Origin of the sequence: Streptococcus sp. 1055 (genome assembly GCF_013276815.1) — a bacterium.
GTDB classification, from domain to species: Bacteria; Bacillota; Bacilli; order Lactobacillales; family Streptococcaceae; genus Streptococcus; species Streptococcus pseudopneumoniae.
Window position 1 is genome coordinate 1 of sequence record NZ_VMLT01000088.1, and the last position, 15,189, is coordinate 15,189.

25 protein-coding genes and 1 pseudogene are annotated in these 15,189 nt (G+C 39.9%); all 26 read right to left on the minus strand.

Going from position 1 to position 15,189, the window contains the following annotated elements; genetic code table 11:
- Positions 1–67: 67 nt before the first annotated feature.
- Positions 68–760, minus strand: coding sequence for a histidine phosphatase family protein (locus tag HT699_RS07855; protein ID WP_054388095.1), 693 nt, complete (start codon positions 758–760; stop codon positions 68–70).
- 232 nt (positions 761–992) lie between these two features.
- Complete coding sequence (locus tag HT699_RS07860) at positions 993–2,459, minus strand: N-acetylmuramoyl-L-alanine amidase family protein (protein ID WP_054388097.1); 1,467 nt, start codon at positions 2,457–2,459, stop codon at positions 993–995.
- 17 nt (positions 2,460–2,476) lie between these two features.
- A complete protein-coding gene (locus HT699_RS07865) occupies positions 2,477–3,814 on the minus strand; it encodes a PFL family protein (protein WP_054388099.1) in 1,338 nt (445 codons plus the stop codon).
- Between the two features lie 9 nt (positions 3,815–3,823).
- Positions 3,824–4,090: an ACT domain-containing protein gene (locus HT699_RS07870; RefSeq protein ID WP_050207599.1), complete on the minus strand. Its 267-nt coding sequence runs from the start codon at positions 4,088–4,090 to the stop codon at positions 3,824–3,826.
- A gap of 264 nt (positions 4,091–4,354) precedes the next feature.
- Positions 4,355–4,741: a 50S ribosomal protein L17 gene (gene rplQ / locus HT699_RS07875; protein ID WP_000331493.1), complete on the minus strand. Its 387-nt coding sequence runs from the start codon at positions 4,739–4,741 to the stop codon at positions 4,355–4,357.
- 11 nt (positions 4,742–4,752) lie between these two features.
- Entirely contained in the window at positions 4,753–5,688 is a 936-nt protein-coding gene (locus HT699_RS07880) for a DNA-directed RNA polymerase subunit alpha (RefSeq protein ID WP_000568988.1), read from the minus strand.
- 42 nt (positions 5,689–5,730) lie between these two features.
- The gene (rpsK, locus tag HT699_RS07885) at positions 5,731–6,114 is read right to left on the minus strand and encodes a 30S ribosomal protein S11 (RefSeq protein ID WP_001118385.1); all 384 of its coding nucleotides are present in this window, start codon (positions 6,112–6,114) and stop codon (positions 5,731–5,733) included.
- 17 nt (positions 6,115–6,131) lie between these two features.
- Positions 6,132–6,497: a 30S ribosomal protein S13 gene (rpsM, locus tag HT699_RS07890; RefSeq protein ID WP_000090781.1), complete on the minus strand. Its 366-nt coding sequence runs from the start codon at positions 6,495–6,497 to the stop codon at positions 6,132–6,134.
- Positions 6,498–6,514: 17 nt separating this feature from the next.
- The gene (gene rpmJ, locus HT699_RS07895; protein ID WP_001808836.1) at positions 6,515–6,631 is read right to left on the minus strand and encodes a 50S ribosomal protein L36; all 117 of its coding nucleotides are present in this window, start codon (positions 6,629–6,631) and stop codon (positions 6,515–6,517) included.
- A 24-nt stretch (positions 6,632–6,655) separates the two neighbouring features.
- A complete protein-coding gene (gene infA, locus HT699_RS07900; RefSeq protein ID WP_001029883.1) occupies positions 6,656–6,874 on the minus strand; it encodes a translation initiation factor IF-1 in 219 nt (72 codons plus the stop codon).
- Between the two features lie 116 nt (positions 6,875–6,990).
- The gene (locus tag HT699_RS07905) at positions 6,991–7,629 is read right to left on the minus strand and encodes an adenylate kinase (protein ID WP_001050436.1); all 639 of its coding nucleotides are present in this window, start codon (positions 7,627–7,629) and stop codon (positions 6,991–6,993) included.
- A gap of 234 nt (positions 7,630–7,863) precedes the next feature.
- Positions 7,864–9,174, minus strand: coding sequence for a preprotein translocase subunit SecY (gene secY, locus HT699_RS07910; protein ID WP_000465393.1), 1,311 nt, complete (start codon positions 9,172–9,174; stop codon positions 7,864–7,866).
- A 12-nt stretch (positions 9,175–9,186) separates the two neighbouring features.
- Complete coding sequence (gene rplO / locus HT699_RS07915) at positions 9,187–9,627, minus strand: 50S ribosomal protein L15 (protein WP_000766086.1); 441 nt, start codon at positions 9,625–9,627, stop codon at positions 9,187–9,189.
- 144 nt (positions 9,628–9,771) lie between these two features.
- Positions 9,772–9,954 (minus strand): 50S ribosomal protein L30, encoded by a 183-nt coding sequence (gene rpmD / locus HT699_RS07920; protein ID WP_000057241.1) that lies wholly within the window; start codon positions 9,952–9,954, stop codon positions 9,772–9,774.
- Positions 9,955–9,967: 13 nt separating this feature from the next.
- A complete protein-coding gene (gene rpsE, locus HT699_RS07925; protein WP_000874202.1) occupies positions 9,968–10,462 on the minus strand; it encodes a 30S ribosomal protein S5 in 495 nt (164 codons plus the stop codon).
- A 17-nt stretch (positions 10,463–10,479) separates the two neighbouring features.
- A complete protein-coding gene (gene rplR / locus HT699_RS07930) occupies positions 10,480–10,836 on the minus strand; it encodes a 50S ribosomal protein L18 (protein ID WP_138705965.1) in 357 nt (118 codons plus the stop codon).
- Positions 10,837–10,919: 83 nt separating this feature from the next.
- Positions 10,920–11,456, minus strand: a complete 537-nt coding sequence (gene rplF, locus HT699_RS07935) for a 50S ribosomal protein L6 (RefSeq protein WP_000086622.1) — start codon at positions 11,454–11,456, stop codon at positions 10,920–10,922.
- Positions 11,457–11,643: 187 nt separating this feature from the next.
- Positions 11,644–12,042, minus strand: a complete 399-nt coding sequence (rpsH, locus tag HT699_RS07940) for a 30S ribosomal protein S8 (protein ID WP_000245503.1) — start codon at positions 12,040–12,042, stop codon at positions 11,644–11,646.
- Between the two features lie 285 nt (positions 12,043–12,327).
- Complete coding sequence (rpsN, locus tag HT699_RS07945; protein ID WP_001085703.1) at positions 12,328–12,597, minus strand: 30S ribosomal protein S14; 270 nt, start codon at positions 12,595–12,597, stop codon at positions 12,328–12,330.
- Positions 12,598–12,614: 17 nt separating this feature from the next.
- A complete protein-coding gene (gene rplE, locus HT699_RS07950) occupies positions 12,615–13,157 on the minus strand; it encodes a 50S ribosomal protein L5 (protein WP_000013542.1) in 543 nt (180 codons plus the stop codon).
- A 23-nt stretch (positions 13,158–13,180) separates the two neighbouring features.
- Positions 13,181–13,486 carry a 50S ribosomal protein L24 gene (gene rplX / locus HT699_RS07955; protein WP_000497691.1) on the minus strand — a complete coding sequence of 102 codons (306 nt, stop codon included), beginning with the start codon at positions 13,484–13,486 and terminating at the stop codon, positions 13,181–13,183.
- A 182-nt stretch (positions 13,487–13,668) separates the two neighbouring features.
- Entirely contained in the window at positions 13,669–14,037 is a 369-nt protein-coding gene (gene rplN, locus HT699_RS07960) for a 50S ribosomal protein L14 (RefSeq protein ID WP_000616545.1), read from the minus strand.
- Positions 14,038–14,062: 25 nt separating this feature from the next.
- Positions 14,063–14,323: a 30S ribosomal protein S17 gene (gene rpsQ / locus HT699_RS07965; RefSeq protein ID WP_000440801.1), complete on the minus strand. Its 261-nt coding sequence runs from the start codon at positions 14,321–14,323 to the stop codon at positions 14,063–14,065.
- Positions 14,324–14,347: 24 nt separating this feature from the next.
- Positions 14,348–14,554, minus strand: coding sequence for a 50S ribosomal protein L29 (rpmC, locus tag HT699_RS07970; protein WP_000772918.1), 207 nt, complete (start codon positions 14,552–14,554; stop codon positions 14,348–14,350).
- A gap of 9 nt (positions 14,555–14,563) precedes the next feature.
- Positions 14,564–14,977, minus strand: coding sequence for a 50S ribosomal protein L16 (gene rplP / locus HT699_RS07975; protein ID WP_000960946.1), 414 nt, complete (start codon positions 14,975–14,977; stop codon positions 14,564–14,566).
- Between the two features lie 3 nt (positions 14,978–14,980).
- Positions 14,981–15,189 (minus strand): annotated as a pseudogene (rpsC, locus tag HT699_RS07980) (30S ribosomal protein S3); the annotation flags it as partial.

Below are 15,189 nucleotides of genomic sequence, written 5' to 3' on the forward strand. Positions count from 1 at the left end.
ACGAAGTCAGTAACCATACATGCGGCAAGACTACGTTGACGCGGTTTGAAGAGATTTTCGAAGAGTATTAAATAGAGGTCGCTTCCATCTTCTCCCATCCTAGCTCTCGGTAACTACAGTCACCAACAACCTCTACGCTAAACTGGCCGTTCTCATATTCAAGGATCGTCACGCTACCATTATCGAGGCCATGCGGATGCATACCATTGATCAGATAAACAATGGTTCCAATGGTCATTCCATGGCTGACGACAAGGGCGTTGCCCCCGCCTTGTTCTTCCATTTCTCTGGCAATCGCTTCAAAACCTTCCTTGATTCGACCACTGAGTTTTTCCCATCCTTCAGCCCAACCAGCTGTATCAACCTCTACCAAGCCCTCAGCCAGTTCCGCATAAGATAATTGGTGAACGTGGTCCACATTAAAGATACGAGGAATAATGCCCATGAAAAGATCGCCATCGTAGGCTCCATCAAAGCTACCAAAACACCATTCTCTGATACGCTTGTCCATGCGATAAGGGATTTTCCCTTGCAGTCCAAGCTCCTCAAGTATAATTCCCATAGTCTGAATGGTGCGACCAGAATCACTGGAATAAGCGCGCTCAAACTGTAGACCAGATTCTCGCAAACCGATTCCTAATTCTTGAATTCCTAGCTCACCTTCAGCTGTTAAGGGAGTATCACTCCAACCTTGCGCGCGACCAATCGTGTTAAACATGGTCTTGCCATGACGTACCAAATACAATCGTACTTTTACCATTTTCCGTCCTCCGTTTGCTTCTATTATATCATGGATGATAAAACAAAAGCCACCCAGACAGGTGACTTTTGCAGGAGATTATTATGAAAAAGTTTAGGAGTTCTATTAAATAAAGATATTAGATGAAAATCAAATTCAAACTAAATCAGTATTATCTGTTTCAAATAATATTAGGAGGTCTTTATTTAATGATTATAGTATACACAGCTAACCTTAAATAGAGCTTAAAAAATTATACCCATTCACCTTTTTCATTTACTTTATAGCCGTTAATGGTCATATTTTTTGCCAATTTCCCATCAGCTAACAAGTAATACCACTTATCTCCGTCTTTAATCCATTGATTACGAGCGTACTTACCATCTTGGTTCAGATAATACCAACTATCATACTGAGAATCAAATACCCACTCACTCTTAGCCATGTAACCGCCACGTTTTAGGTAGTATTCTCCCTGCCAAGCTTTCTCCACATAACTACCAGTTGAATCTACATAAAACCAGCTCTTATAGTCTTCATCATAAATCCATTCACTTGCAGCCATTGAAGCATCTGATTTTAGATAATAACGGCCTACCCAACGGTTTCTTACAAGATTGCCAGAAAGGTCATTATAGTACCATTTGCCAGACTCTTTAAACCACTTACTTGCTTGATGATTTTTCTTAGTCTCTCCATTAGAGGTAATAATAGCTTGAGATGAAGTTGAAACTGAGGATGAAGTTCCAGTAGAAACTGCTTGAATAGCTTCCTCTTTCGTAACCTTAGGCTTAACTTTGCCTTGGTAAACATCTTCGATACGCTTAGTAAAGACAGATAACTCTTCAGGGGATAACATGTGTCTTATTTCAGGTTCTTCCTTATATATTAGACCTGCTTCTTTATTAATTTTGTATTCCGCTTCTTTAACTATCTGAGCTATTTCTTTGAATAATTTAAGCTTGTCTGCACCTGAAAGACCAGCATCACTTCTTATATCTTCTCTTTGAATAAAAGCTACATCATTCAACTTTTCAATGTTTTTTTGCGTAGGAATTAAACTAGGACTCGATTTATCAACATTTTTATAAAAAGTTGATAAATTTTGAACATAATCTTTTAATGTTAAATTAGTATTATTTTCTGGATCGTAATCACCAAAATAATTACGGTCCCGAGGTATCGACCAGCCTGTTAATGGTCCGTAAAACATTTTTAAATCGCTAATTATTTTTTCCTTTTCTTCAGATGAGTATAAGTTACTATCTTTTTCTACTTGCTGAAGTAGTAAGTCATATTTTTTTATTCTAGCTATATCAAAAACATATCCTAAAAAGTTAGGCACATCACTTTTTATTCTATTGACAATTTCTTCGAATTCAAACGAATAATAGTAACCATTCTTTGAAAATCTATTTATATTTTCCTCTGTGACCTCAGCTAATCTTTTAACTACGACAGTCTTGAGTTTTAAGACATCATCATCTTTAAATTGTACAGTATTCCAATCAATGCCATCAATTTCTTCCAATAATTTTTTCTTCACTTGTTCAGAATAATTTCTAGCTACATTCTCTAAATCTGCTTGTGTTTTGTAAAAACTCTCATTACTAGAATCAATATCATTTTCTTGCGCATAAACTACTTGACTAGCAAAAGTTGGGACTAGTGAAGTCGACAGTCCTAAAGCTACTAAAGCATGTTTCATTTCTTTTTTCATGAATTTCTCCTATTTTCTTAATTTTTAAAACTATGAATTGGTGCTGGGATTTGTCCTCCACGAGAGATGAAATCAACAGACGAAGCTCCATTGACTTTCATAACAGGTGCAGTTCCTAATAGGCCACCAAACTCAATCATATCGCCTTCTTTTCCTTTTGGAATGATACGAACAGCTGTTGTTTTCATGTTAATGACACCAATTGCAGCCTCATCCGCAATCATAGCCGCAATGGTTTCAGCAGGTGTATCTTCTGGAATGGCAATCATATCCAAACCAACAGAACAGATAGCCGTCATGGCTTCTAGTTTTTCCAAATTAAGAGAGCCATTTTGCACTGCCGCAATCATACCCTCATCCTCAGAAACAGGGATAAAGGCACCAGACAAACCACCAACTTGGTTGCAGGCCATCACTCCACCCTTCTTAACTTGGTCATTCAAGAGAGCCAAGGCAGCCGTCGTTCCGTGTGTTCCAACTGTCTCTAGCCCCATTTCCTCAAGGACACGTGCCACAGAGTCTCCAACTGCAGGAGTTGGCGCCAAACTCAAGTCCACAATACCAAATTCCACACCCAGTCTTTCACTAGCCATCTGACCAACTAATTGACCGATACGAGTGATTTTGAAGGCAGTCTTCTTAACTGTTTCGGCTACTACATCAAAGCTCTGTCCACGAACTTTTTCCAAAGCACGTTTCACCACACCAGGACCGGAAACTCCGACATTGATGATAACATCTGCTTCTCCAACACCATGGAAGGCACCCGCCATAAATGGATTGTCCTCAACAGCATTAGCGAATACAACCAACTTAGCTGCCCCCATATCAGATAGAGTTGCCGTTTCCTTGATAACTCGTCCCATATCTGCGACAGCCGTCATATTGATACCAGACTTAGTTGATCCGATATTGACTGACGAGCAGACCTTATCCGTCTCAGCCAAAGCGCGAGGAATAGAATTGATGAGAATCTCATCTCCCTTTTGATAACCTTTTTGTACCAAGGCAGAGAAACCACCAATAAAGTCCACTCCAATCTCTTTCGCAGCCTTATCAAGCGCTTTTGCCAGAACCACGTAGTCCGTCGCATCTGTCGCTGCTCCAATCAGAGAAATAGGAGTCACCGATACACGCTTATTAACGATAGGGATTCCCAACTCAGCCGCAATTTCATCACCAACAGCCACTAAATTAGCGGCCTTGCTCGTAATCTTTCGATAAATTTTCTCTGCAGCACGATTGATATCTGGATCGATACAGTCCAGAAGGGAAATCCCCATGGTAATAGTTCTGATATCGAAGTTTTGCTCCTCAATCATGGAGATAGTTTCAGTAACTTGTCTAATATCCATATGCACCTCCTAGATATTATACATAGCTTCGAAAATCGCTGCACTCTGAATATTGATTTTCACATTCAAAATTTGCCCAAAAGTTTCAAACTCATTTCGCAGATAAGTAAAATCCTGCTTTTCATCACTAGATACAACAGCCATCATCGTGAAATATTCATCCAAAACAGTTTGAGAGATATCATCAATATTCAAACCCAATTCTGCAATTTTACCAGAAACACCTGCAACAATTCCAGATTTATCTTTACCGACAACAGTTATAATCGCTTTCATAAGCAAACTCCAATTCTTCTTAAAATAAGAAACCTGAACATTAAACAGGATTCTTTTCAAATAGTATAGCATAATTCTAACGAAAATACTCAAAAACGCCTGCTTACGAAGTTGTTCTTAAGCAAAAAACAATTTCGTAAACAAGCGTCTACTATCCCAACTTATGATGAGTGTTCCCGCTAGGACCGAAATCCTAGCGGTAGACCAGAGCTAGACTAAGAGCACAAGACTCCATCATCATAACACTCAACAAAATTGATGATTTTATACTAATTCGATGATCGCCATTGGCGCTGCATCACCACGACGTGGTTCAGTTTTAAGGATACGAGTGTATCCACCGTTACGTTCAGCATAACGAGGTGCGATTTCTGAGAACAATTTTTGAAGTGCTGTAGTAGAAGTGTACTTATCAGTTGCTTCATCATAGTTTTCAGATGCGATTTCATTACGTACGAAAGCAGCTGCTTGACGACGTGCATGCAAATCACCACGTTTACCTAGAGTAATCATTTTTTCAACAGTTTTACGGATTTCTTTAGCACGAGCTTCAGTTGTCACGATTGATTCGTTGATCAAAAGGTCAGTTGTCAAATCGCGAAGCATTGCTTTACGTTGTGAGCTAGTGCGTCCTAGTTTACGGTAAGCCATGTATTCCTCCTTTATTTATCTTTTAATCCAAGACCCAAATCAATGAGTTTGAGTTTCACTTCTTCCAAACTCTTGCGTCCAAGATTTCGTACTTTCATCATCTCTGCTTCAGATTTTTCTGTCAAATCATGCACAGTATTGATACCGGCACGTTTCAAACAGTTGTATGAACGCACAGACAAGTCCAGTTCCTCAATCGTACGATCCAAAATACGATCGTCAGATTCAGTATCAGCTTCTTTCATCACTTCAGTTGACTTAGCAATCTCAGTAAGATTTGTAAACAAATCAAGATGTTCTGTCAAAATACGTGCTGAAAGCCCTAAAGCATCTTCTGGAATAATTGTTCCATTTGTCAAGATTTCAAGGGTTAGTTTGTCAAATCCATCATTGCTACCTACACGAGCAGGTTCCACTTGATAGTTGACTTTTGTAACTGGTGTATAAATAGAATCTACAGCAAGTGTTCCAACTGGTGCATTATCCTTTTTATTTTCATCAGCAGGTACATATCCACGACCACTGTTAACAGTCATAGTCGCTTTTAGGGAAGAACCTTCACCGATTGTAAAGAGATAATGATCTGGATTTACAATTTCAATATCGCTATCTGTCAAAATGTCACCAGCTGTTACTTCAGCAGGACCTTCAACATCTAGTTCGATGATTTTTTCGTCTTCAACGTACGATTTCACTGCAATTCCTTTAATGTTCAGAATGATTTGCATCACGTCTTCACGAACACCTGGAACTGTGTCAAACTCATGTAACACACCATCAATATTGATAGATGTCACAGCTGCTCCTGGTAGAGAAGCTAGAAGTACACGACGAAGAGAGTTACCAAGAGTTGTACCGTAGCCACGTTCAAGTGGTTCGATTACAAACTTGCCATAATCTTTATTTTCATCAATTTTTGTTATATTTGGTTTTTCAAACTCGATCATTTAGTTACTCCCTCTTAAACGAAAAGCAGTGTAATGCGATGATTATACACGGCGACGTTTTGGAGGACGAGCACCATTGTGTGGCACTGGAGTCACATCACGAATTGCTGTTACTTCAAGACCAGCGGCAGCAAGCGCACGAATAGCTGACTCACGACCAGAACCTGGACCTTTTACAGTAACTTCAACTGATTTAAGACCGTGTTCTTGTGCAGATTTAGCAGCAGCTTCAGAAGCCATTTGAGCAGCGAATGGTGTAGATTTACGAGAACCTTTGAAACCAAGAGCACCAGCTGATGACCAAGCAATTGCATTACCATGCACATCAGTAATCATAACAATAGTGTTATTAAATGTAGCGTGAATATGAGCAATACCAGATTCGATATTCTTTTTCACACGACGTTTACGTGTTGGTTTAGCCAAGACTTTTACCTCCTATATTATTTTTTCTTACCAGCAATCGCAACAGCTTTACCTTTACGAGTGCGAGCGTTGTTTTTAGTGTTTTGTCCACGGACAGGAAGTCCACGACGATGACGGATACCACGGTATGAACCGATTTCCATCAAACGTTTGATGTTCAAGTTTACTTCACGACGAAGGTCACCTTCAACTTTGATTGCATCCACTTCACGACGGATAGCATCTTCTTGATCTGATGTAAGATCACGTACACGAACATCTTCTGAGATTCCAGCAGCAGCCAAAATTTTCTTAGATGTTGCAAGTCCGATACCATAAACATAAGTCAATGAGATTACTACGCGTTTGTCATTTGGAATGTCAACTCCAGCAATACGAGCCATGTTTTCTCCTTTCTATCTTATCCTTGACGTTGTTTGTGTTTTGGATTTGCTGGGCAAATTACCATAACACGACCATTACGACGAATAACTTTACAGTATTCGCAAATTGGTTTGACCGATGGTCTTACTTTCATTTCTTATCCCTCCAAGTTTTTCGATTATTTAAAGCGGTAAGTGATACGTCCACGTGTCAAGTCATATGGACTCATTTCGACAGTAACACGATCTCCCGCTAAAATACGAATATAGTTTTTACGAATTTTACCAGAAACTGTTGCTAAAATCTGATGTCCATTTTCAAGTTCAACCGTAAACATTGCATTCGGCATTGTATCAACTACTTTGCCTTCAACTTCAATCACATCGTCTTTTGCCACGCAAAAGCACCTCCATAAATTTCGATTCGATGCCTCTAGACACAGAGACAACAATTATAAGTCAGACTATCTCAGTATAACATTTGTAGCGGATTTTTGCAAGTGTGAAAAGCGCTTTATTTCAAATTTGTCAATACTTTTTCGATATCTGAGAAGACATCATTGATATCTTGATTACCTTCGATGTCATGAACCAAACCTTTGGCACGGTAGTGAGCAATGATTGGTTCTCCTTGAGCAATATTAACGTCCAATCGACGTTTTACTGTCTCAGGTTTATCATCTTCACGTTGGTAGTAATCTTCTTCTTTATAGTCAACTGGTGGGTTAAAGACCTTGTGGAAAGTTTCTCCAGTTACGCGGTGGATGATACGACCACTCAAACGTTCCAAGAGGCTATCTGGATTCACTTCAATATTGATGACGCCTTCTAGTTCAATGCCAAGTTCAGCCAATGTTTTGTCCAAGGCATGAGCTTGTTCGATTGTACGTGGGTAACCATCCAACAAGAATCCTGTTTCTTTAATATCATCTTGTGAAAGACGTTCTTTTACGATTCCATTTGTAACTTCATCAGGAACTAATTCACCCTTGTCAATATATGACTTAGCAAGAACACCCATTTCAGTTTGATTTGCCATTGCAGCGCGGAACATATCACCTGTTGAGATATGTGCAACATGGAATTGTTCTACGATTTTTGCTGCTTGAGTTCCCTTACCTGCACCAGGTAAGCCCATAATCAAAAGATTCATGATTTGATCTCCTTATTTTATTTTTAAATAGAAGCAAAAAGTCTTTTCACCCCTATTTAAAAACAAAATAGAAGAGGGGAGATCCAACTCTTACAAATGTCAGAGTTTAAACCTCCACTCCCTCAGCATTTACTGCTTCATACTCAATGAAAATCAAANNAAGCACTGCTTTGAGGTTGCAGATAAAGCTGACGTGGTTTGAATTTGATTTTCGAAGAGTATCAGTAAATACTTTTATTCTGTTCTGTCCATGAAACCAACATACTTACGTTTCAATAGGTAACCCTCCAATTGCTTGATTCCTTCGATACCTGTAGAGATAATGATCAAGAGACTTGTTCCACCAAAGGCAACAACATCAGAAAGACCAAATACATCTTTAGCTGCAATCGGTAAAATGGAAATCACACCAAGGAAGAGGGAACCAACCGTTGCAAGACGACGAAGAAGTTTAGACATATATTCTTCTGTACCTTTACCAGGACGAACTCCATGGATATAGGCACCGCTCTTTTGTAGGTTCTCTGCCGCTTTTTCAGGATTAATCTGTACAAACGTATAGAAGAATGTAAAGAGAATAATCAACAAAGCATACATGGCAATACCAGTTGGAGAAGTGGTTGCCAACATCTCTTGTGCTACCCTTACCCAAGCCCAATCATGACCTGTGGCGCTCAAAAACTGAAGAATCGCCGCAGGCGCTGCAGTAATGGAACTGGCAAAGATAACAGGGATAACTCCAGCAGGGTTTACCTTCAATGGAAGGTAAGAGCTAGATGGAGCACCTTGTGCAACCTTAGTATATTGGATTGGAATTTTGTATTCTGCTTGTTGAACATAAGTTGTAAAGTAAATGATCAACAATACAGTAATAATCAAAATGATTACGAAAATGATAGATGAAGTGATCCGGCTACTTGGGACGTTCACAAAGTAGTCCACATAGATGCCCTGAATCATCTCTGGAATTGAGGCAACAATCCCGGCAAAGATAATCATAGAAACACCATTTCCGTATCCCTTATCTGTAATTTGCTCTCCCAACCAAGTGACAATCATACTACCAGCTGTTAAGATGATACCAATCGTCAGAAAAACTTGGGGAGTTAAAGCAGTTTTAATCAATTGAGCTCCAGCCAAGGTATTAAAACCAGCTGTAATCCCGATAGATTGCACAAAGGCTAGACCAAGGGCAATATAACGAGTAGCTTGGTTCAATTTTCTTCGACCTACTTCCCCTTGTTTTCCCCACTCTACAAATTTCGGTAAAATATCCATTTGTAAGAGTTGGACAACGATAGAAGCAGTAATATAGGGACTAACTCCTAGGGCAAAAATCGAAAAGTTTTTTAGGGCATTCCCCGACACCAAGCTCAACATGTTTAAGAAGGATAATCCACTTAAAGCATTCAAGCTATTGGCATTCACACCAGGAACTGTAATGCTAGTTCCGATACGAAAGACCAAAACGATAAAAATTGTAAATAAAATTTTTGATCGAACCTGCTTGACTTTAAGAGCTTCTCTTAATAATTTAAAAAACATAGGTCACCTCTCTTAGATGACTTCTACTGAACCACCTTTAGCAGTGATAGCTTCTTCAGCTGATTTAGAGAATTTAGCTGCTTTCACAGTCAATTTCTTAATCAACTCACCGTTACCAAGAATTTTAATACCTGACTTTTCAGCTTTAACAATTCCTGCTTCGATAAGAACAACTGGAGTTACTTCAGCACCATCTTCAAAGACGTTCAATTGGTCAAGGTTCACAATTGCGTATTCTTTAGCGTTGATGTTAGTGAATCCACGTTTTGGAAGACGACGGAACAATGGAGTTTGTCCACCTTCAAAACCAAGGCGAACTCCGCCACCGCTACGAGCTTTTTGACCTTTTTGACCACGACCAGATGTTTTACCGTTACCTGATGAAGTACCACGACCAACGCGGTTACGTACTTTACGAGAACCTTCTGCAGGTTTCAATTCATGAAGTTTCATTTTTATTTTCTCCTCTTTTGTAAAATGCTAGCGCCGATAAGGGAGAAAAGGTTGTCTCCCCCATCAACTCGCCTATACGACGTCATCATAGATGACTATATCTAGTTTTAGGGGATGGTATAGTGCACATCCCCTAAAAATTCATTAGTTTACTTCTTCAACTGTTACCAAGTGAGATACTGCAGTGATCATACCACGGATAGCAGCGTTATCTTCTTTAATAACAGAGCTGTTCAATTTGCCAAGTCCAAGTGCTACAACAGTTTTACGTTGTGATGGAATGCGTCCGATTGGAGACTTAGTCAAAGTAATTTTAATTTGAGCCATTTTATCCCCTTTCTTATGCCAAATCAGAAACTGAAATACCACGAAGGGCAGCAACTTCTTCAGCGCGTTTCAATTGTTTCAAACCTTCAACAGTTGCACGAACAATGTTGATTGGAGTGTTAGAACCAAGTGATTTAGATGTAATATCTGCCACACCTGCCAATTCCACAACGGCACGAACTGCACCACCAGCGGCAACTCCAGAACCTTCTACAGCAGGTTTCAACAATACTTTAGCTCCACCGAATTCTGAAAGAACTTCGTGTGGGATTGTTGTTCCAACCATAGGAACTTCGATCAAGTTTTTCTTAGCATCATCTACTGCTTTACGGATTGCTTCTGGAACTTCTTGAGCTTTACCAGTACCAAATCCTACGCGACCGTTGTGGTCACCAACAACAACAAGAGCTGCGAAACGAAGACGACGTCCACCTTTAACAACTTTTGTAACACGATTGACAGCAACTACGCGTTCTTCTAATTCAACTGCATTGTCTTTAAATGCCATTTTCTAGTGTCCTCCTATTAGAATTTCAATCCGTTTTCACGAGCTGCATCAGCCAAAGCTTTCACACGTCCGTGATATAGATATCCACCGCGGTCGAACACCACTTCTGAAATACCTTTAGCGTTTGCACGTTCTGCAACGAGTTTACCGACAACAACAGCTTGTTCAGTTTTAGTTCCTTTTGAAACTTCTTTATCAAGAGTTGAAGCACTTGCGAGCGTTACACCCGCTACGTCATCAATCACTTGAGCGTAGATGCCTGTATTAGAACGGAATACGTTCAAACGTGGGCGATCAGCAGTTCCAGAGAGTTTTCCGCGAACGCGACGGTGGCGTTTTTGGCGGAGTTTGTTTTTATCTGGTTTTGAAATCACAGTTTTCACCTCTTTAGTTTTAAATCGTGTGCTATGCACAAAGTTGGAAAATAGGTTGGTGGTTGAGAATCAACCACTCAACATTATTTACCTGTTTTACCTTCTTTACGGCGAACGAATTCACCAACGTAACGGATACCTTTACCTTTATATGGTTCTGGTGAACGAAGGCTACGTACGTAAGCAGCTGTTTGACCAACTACTTCTTTTGAAATTCCGCTAACAACGATTGTTGTTGGGTTTGGAAGTTCAAAAGTAATTCCTTCTGGAGCTTCAACTTCGTCTGGATGAGATTTACCAACAGCCAAAACAAGTTTAGATCCTTGAAGTTGTGCACGGTAACCAACCCCGCGCATTTCAAGTTCTTTCTTGAATCCTTCTGATACACCAACAACCATGTTGTTCAAAAGGGCACGAGTAGTTCCGTGGATAGTTTTCATTTCTTTTGAATCGTTTGGACGGTGAAGAGTTACTTCAGTACCTTCCACACGGATTTCAATATCTTTTGAGAACTCACGAGTAAGTTCTCCTTTAGGTCCTTTTACAGTTACAAGGTTGTCATTGTTAGTGATTTCAACACCAGCAGGCAACACGATAACTTTATTACCAATACGTGACATGTTTATTTTCTCCTGTTAAATTGTCAGGCCAGAACGGCCAGTTTTCACGGGGCTAAATCGATTTCTCGATTTAAAGGAACATTTAGGTTTCAATTTCAAAGTGAATCTAGGCATCGTCTCGCAGGCATAACTTTGGGTTAGGCAAGAGACGATAACGAAGAGTCACAAAGAAATTGGGAGCTAAATATTACCAAACGTAAGCGATAACCTCACCACCAACATTCTTTTGGCGTGCTTCTTTATCAGTAAGCAAACCTTCAGAAGTTGAAAGGATAGCAATTCCAAGTCCGTTAAGAACTTTTGGAAGGTCTTCACGTTTTTTGTAGACACGAAGTCCTGGTTTAGAAATACGTTTCAAGTTAGTGATAACTTTTTCACCGTTTGGTCCGTATTTAAGAAATACACGGATGATGCCTTGTTTGTCATCTTCGATGATTTCAACGTTTTTTACAAAACCTTCGCGTTTAAGGATTTCAGCAATCCCTTTTTTGATGTTTGATGCAGGTACTTCAAGTACTTCGTGTTTAGCTTGGTTAGCGTTACGAATACGAGTTAGGAAGTCTGCGATTGGGTCAGTCATAACCATTTTGTTTTTCTCCTCTTACTAGTAGTTTGCAAGTTGCACTTGCTAGTTAATACATGATACAAAGAGCGTAACAGCAAGAGCAAAAATAGGCAATTTGATGCAGGAGCGATGCTCCAAAGAAAATTGGTCTTTTTTTGCCAAAGCTGTAGCTCGTGTTCAAATTGGCTAGCCCAACTGAACCCGGGCTAAACTCTGTGTGAAAAAGATAAACTTTCCTAGAAACCTCAGTTTCTTCGTCAAGTTTCCTATTTTCACTTAGAGTTTTGACGCCCTTGATATCTTAAATTACCAAGATGCTTTTGTTACACCAGGAATTTGACCTTTATGCGCAAGTTCGCGAAAAGCGATACGACTCAGACCAAATTTGCGGTAAACTGAATGTGGGCGCCCCGTAACTCTACAACGATTATGTAAACGAGTCGGTGAGGCGTTGCGAGGTAATTTAGATAAACCTTCATAGTCCCCTGCTGCCTTTAATGCAGCACGTTTTTCAGCATAACGGTCAACAATTTTTTGGCGTTTAGCCTCTCTAGCTACCATTGATTTTTTAGCCATTAGATTTACCTCCTATATTATTTTGCAAAAGGCATTCCAAGGCCTGTAAGCAATGCACGTGACTCTTCGTCAGTGTTAGCAGTTGTTACGATAACAATGTCAAGACCACGAGTTTTGTCAACGTCATCGAAGTTGATTTCTGGGAAAATCAATTGTTCTTTCACACCAAGTGTATAGTTTCCGCGTCCATCAAATGATTTTGTTGGAACACCGTGGAAGTCACGTACACGTGGAAGTGAAACTGAAACCAATTTATCCAAGAATTCGTACATCCGTTCACCACGAAGGGTAACTTTTGCACCGATCGCAACACCTTCACGAAGACGGAAGCCGGCGATTGATTTTTTAGCTTTAGTGATAAGTGGTTTTTGACCTGAGATAAGTGCCAATTCTTCAGCAGCTTTTTCAAGGCTTTTAGCGTTTGATACAGCTTCACCAACACCCATGTTCAAAACGATCTTATCTACTTTAGGCACAGCCATCACTGATGAGTAGTTGAATTGTTCTGTCAAAGCAGGAACTACTTCATTAAGATATTTTTCTTTTAAACGATTTGCCATTATACTTCTCCTTTCCTTCGTGATTAATCAAGCACTTCGCCTGATTTTTTGTTGTAGCGAACTTTTTTACCGTCTACAAATTTGTAACCAACACGACCAGCTACACCATTTTTGTCCAAAACTTGAACGTTTGATACATGGATAGCTGCTTCTTTCTCGATGATACCACCTTGAGGAAGCTCGTTAGTTGGACGTTGGTGTTTCTTAACGATGTTAACACCTTCAACGATAACTTTGTTTACTTTTGGAAGGGCAGTAAGGACAACAGCTTCTGTTCCCTTATCTTTACCAGCGATTACGCGAACTTTGTCGCCTTTTTTTACAAACATTAGGTTTCTCCTTGATTTTTCTTACGCCCATAAGGGCACCCTAGCTTGAAGCTAGGGGACTAGTTTGTTTGTTTTTGCTCTTCGAAAATCAAAGCAATCCTTCGTCAGTTTCAACTCACCTAACTTAAGTTATGCTTTCGTTTTACTTCCTAGACTTGTTTTAATTTTCTTTGAGCAACCAATTAAAGTACTTCTGGAGCAAGTGACACGATCTTCATGAAGCCACCTTCACGCAATTCACGTGCAACTGGGCCAAAGATACGTGTTCCGCGAGGAGTTTTGTCTTCACGGATGATAACTGCTGCGTTTTCGTCAAATTTGATGTATGAACCATCAGCACGACGAGCACCTGATTTAGTACGAACGATAACTGCTTTAACAACGTCACCTTTTTTAACCGCACCACCAGGAGTAGCTTGTTTTACAGATGCCACGATAACATCACCGATGTTTGCAAATTTACGTCCTGAACCACCAAGAACTTTGATAGTCAAGATTTCGCGAGCACCGCTGTTGTCTGCGACTTTCAAACGAGTTTCTGTTTGAATCATTTCAGTTTTCTCCTTTCAGGTTTGATTAGATGATGACCGCTTCTTCAACAACTTCTACAAGACGGAAACGTTTTGTAGCTGAAAGCGGACGAGTTTCCATGATACGTACGATATCGCCTTCTTTGGCAACATTGTTTTCATCATGAGCTTTGTATTTTTTAGAGTAGTTAATACGTTTACCATAGACTGGGTGGTTACGTTTTGTTTCAACTACAACTGTGATTGTCTTGTCCATTTTGTCAGATACAACACGTCCAACAAGAACTTTACGATTATTGCGTTCCATTGAAATTTCTCCTTCCCTAGTCTATTATTTCGCTTCAGATTGAACTGTTTTGATACGAGCGATTTGTTTTTTAACTTCTTTCAAGCGAGCTGTTTGTTCCAATTGACCAGTAGCAGCTTGGAAACGAAGTTCAAACAATTCTTTTTTCAATTCGTTTTCGCGCTTCGCGAGTTCTTCTTGAGAAAGACCACGAAGTTCTTTAACAAATTCTTTTACTTCATTAAGTTTCATGCCTTCTCCTTATTCTGCTTCACGTTTTACGAATTTACATTTAACTGGCAATTTGTGGCTAGCAAGACGAAGCGCTTCGCGTGCGATCTCTTCAGATACACCAGCAATTTCGAACATCACTTTACCACGTTTAACTGGTGCTACCCAACCTTCAGGTGCCCCTTTACCAGATCCCATACGCACACCGATAGCTTTAGCAGTGTATGATTTGTGTGGGAAGATTTTAATCCAAACTTTACCACCACGTTTCATGTAACGAGTCATGGCGATACGAGCAGCTTCGATTTGGCGGTTAGTGATCCAGTGGCTAGTTGTAGCTTGAAGACCGTATTCACCGAATGCTACTTCTTTTCCACCTTTTGCTTCACCGCGCATTTTTCCACGGAATTCACGACGGTGTTTAACACGTTTAGGTACTAACATTGGTTATTTACCTCCTTTAGTGTTTTTGCGAGCTGGAAGAACTTCACCACGGTAAATCCATACTTTAACACCAAGTTTACCGTATGTAGTATCTGCTTCTTCCCAAGCGTAATCGATATCTGCACGAAGTGTGTGAAGTGGAACAGTTCCTTCAGAGTATCCTTCAGCACGGGCGATATCTGCACCGTTCAAGCGACCTGATACTTGAGTTT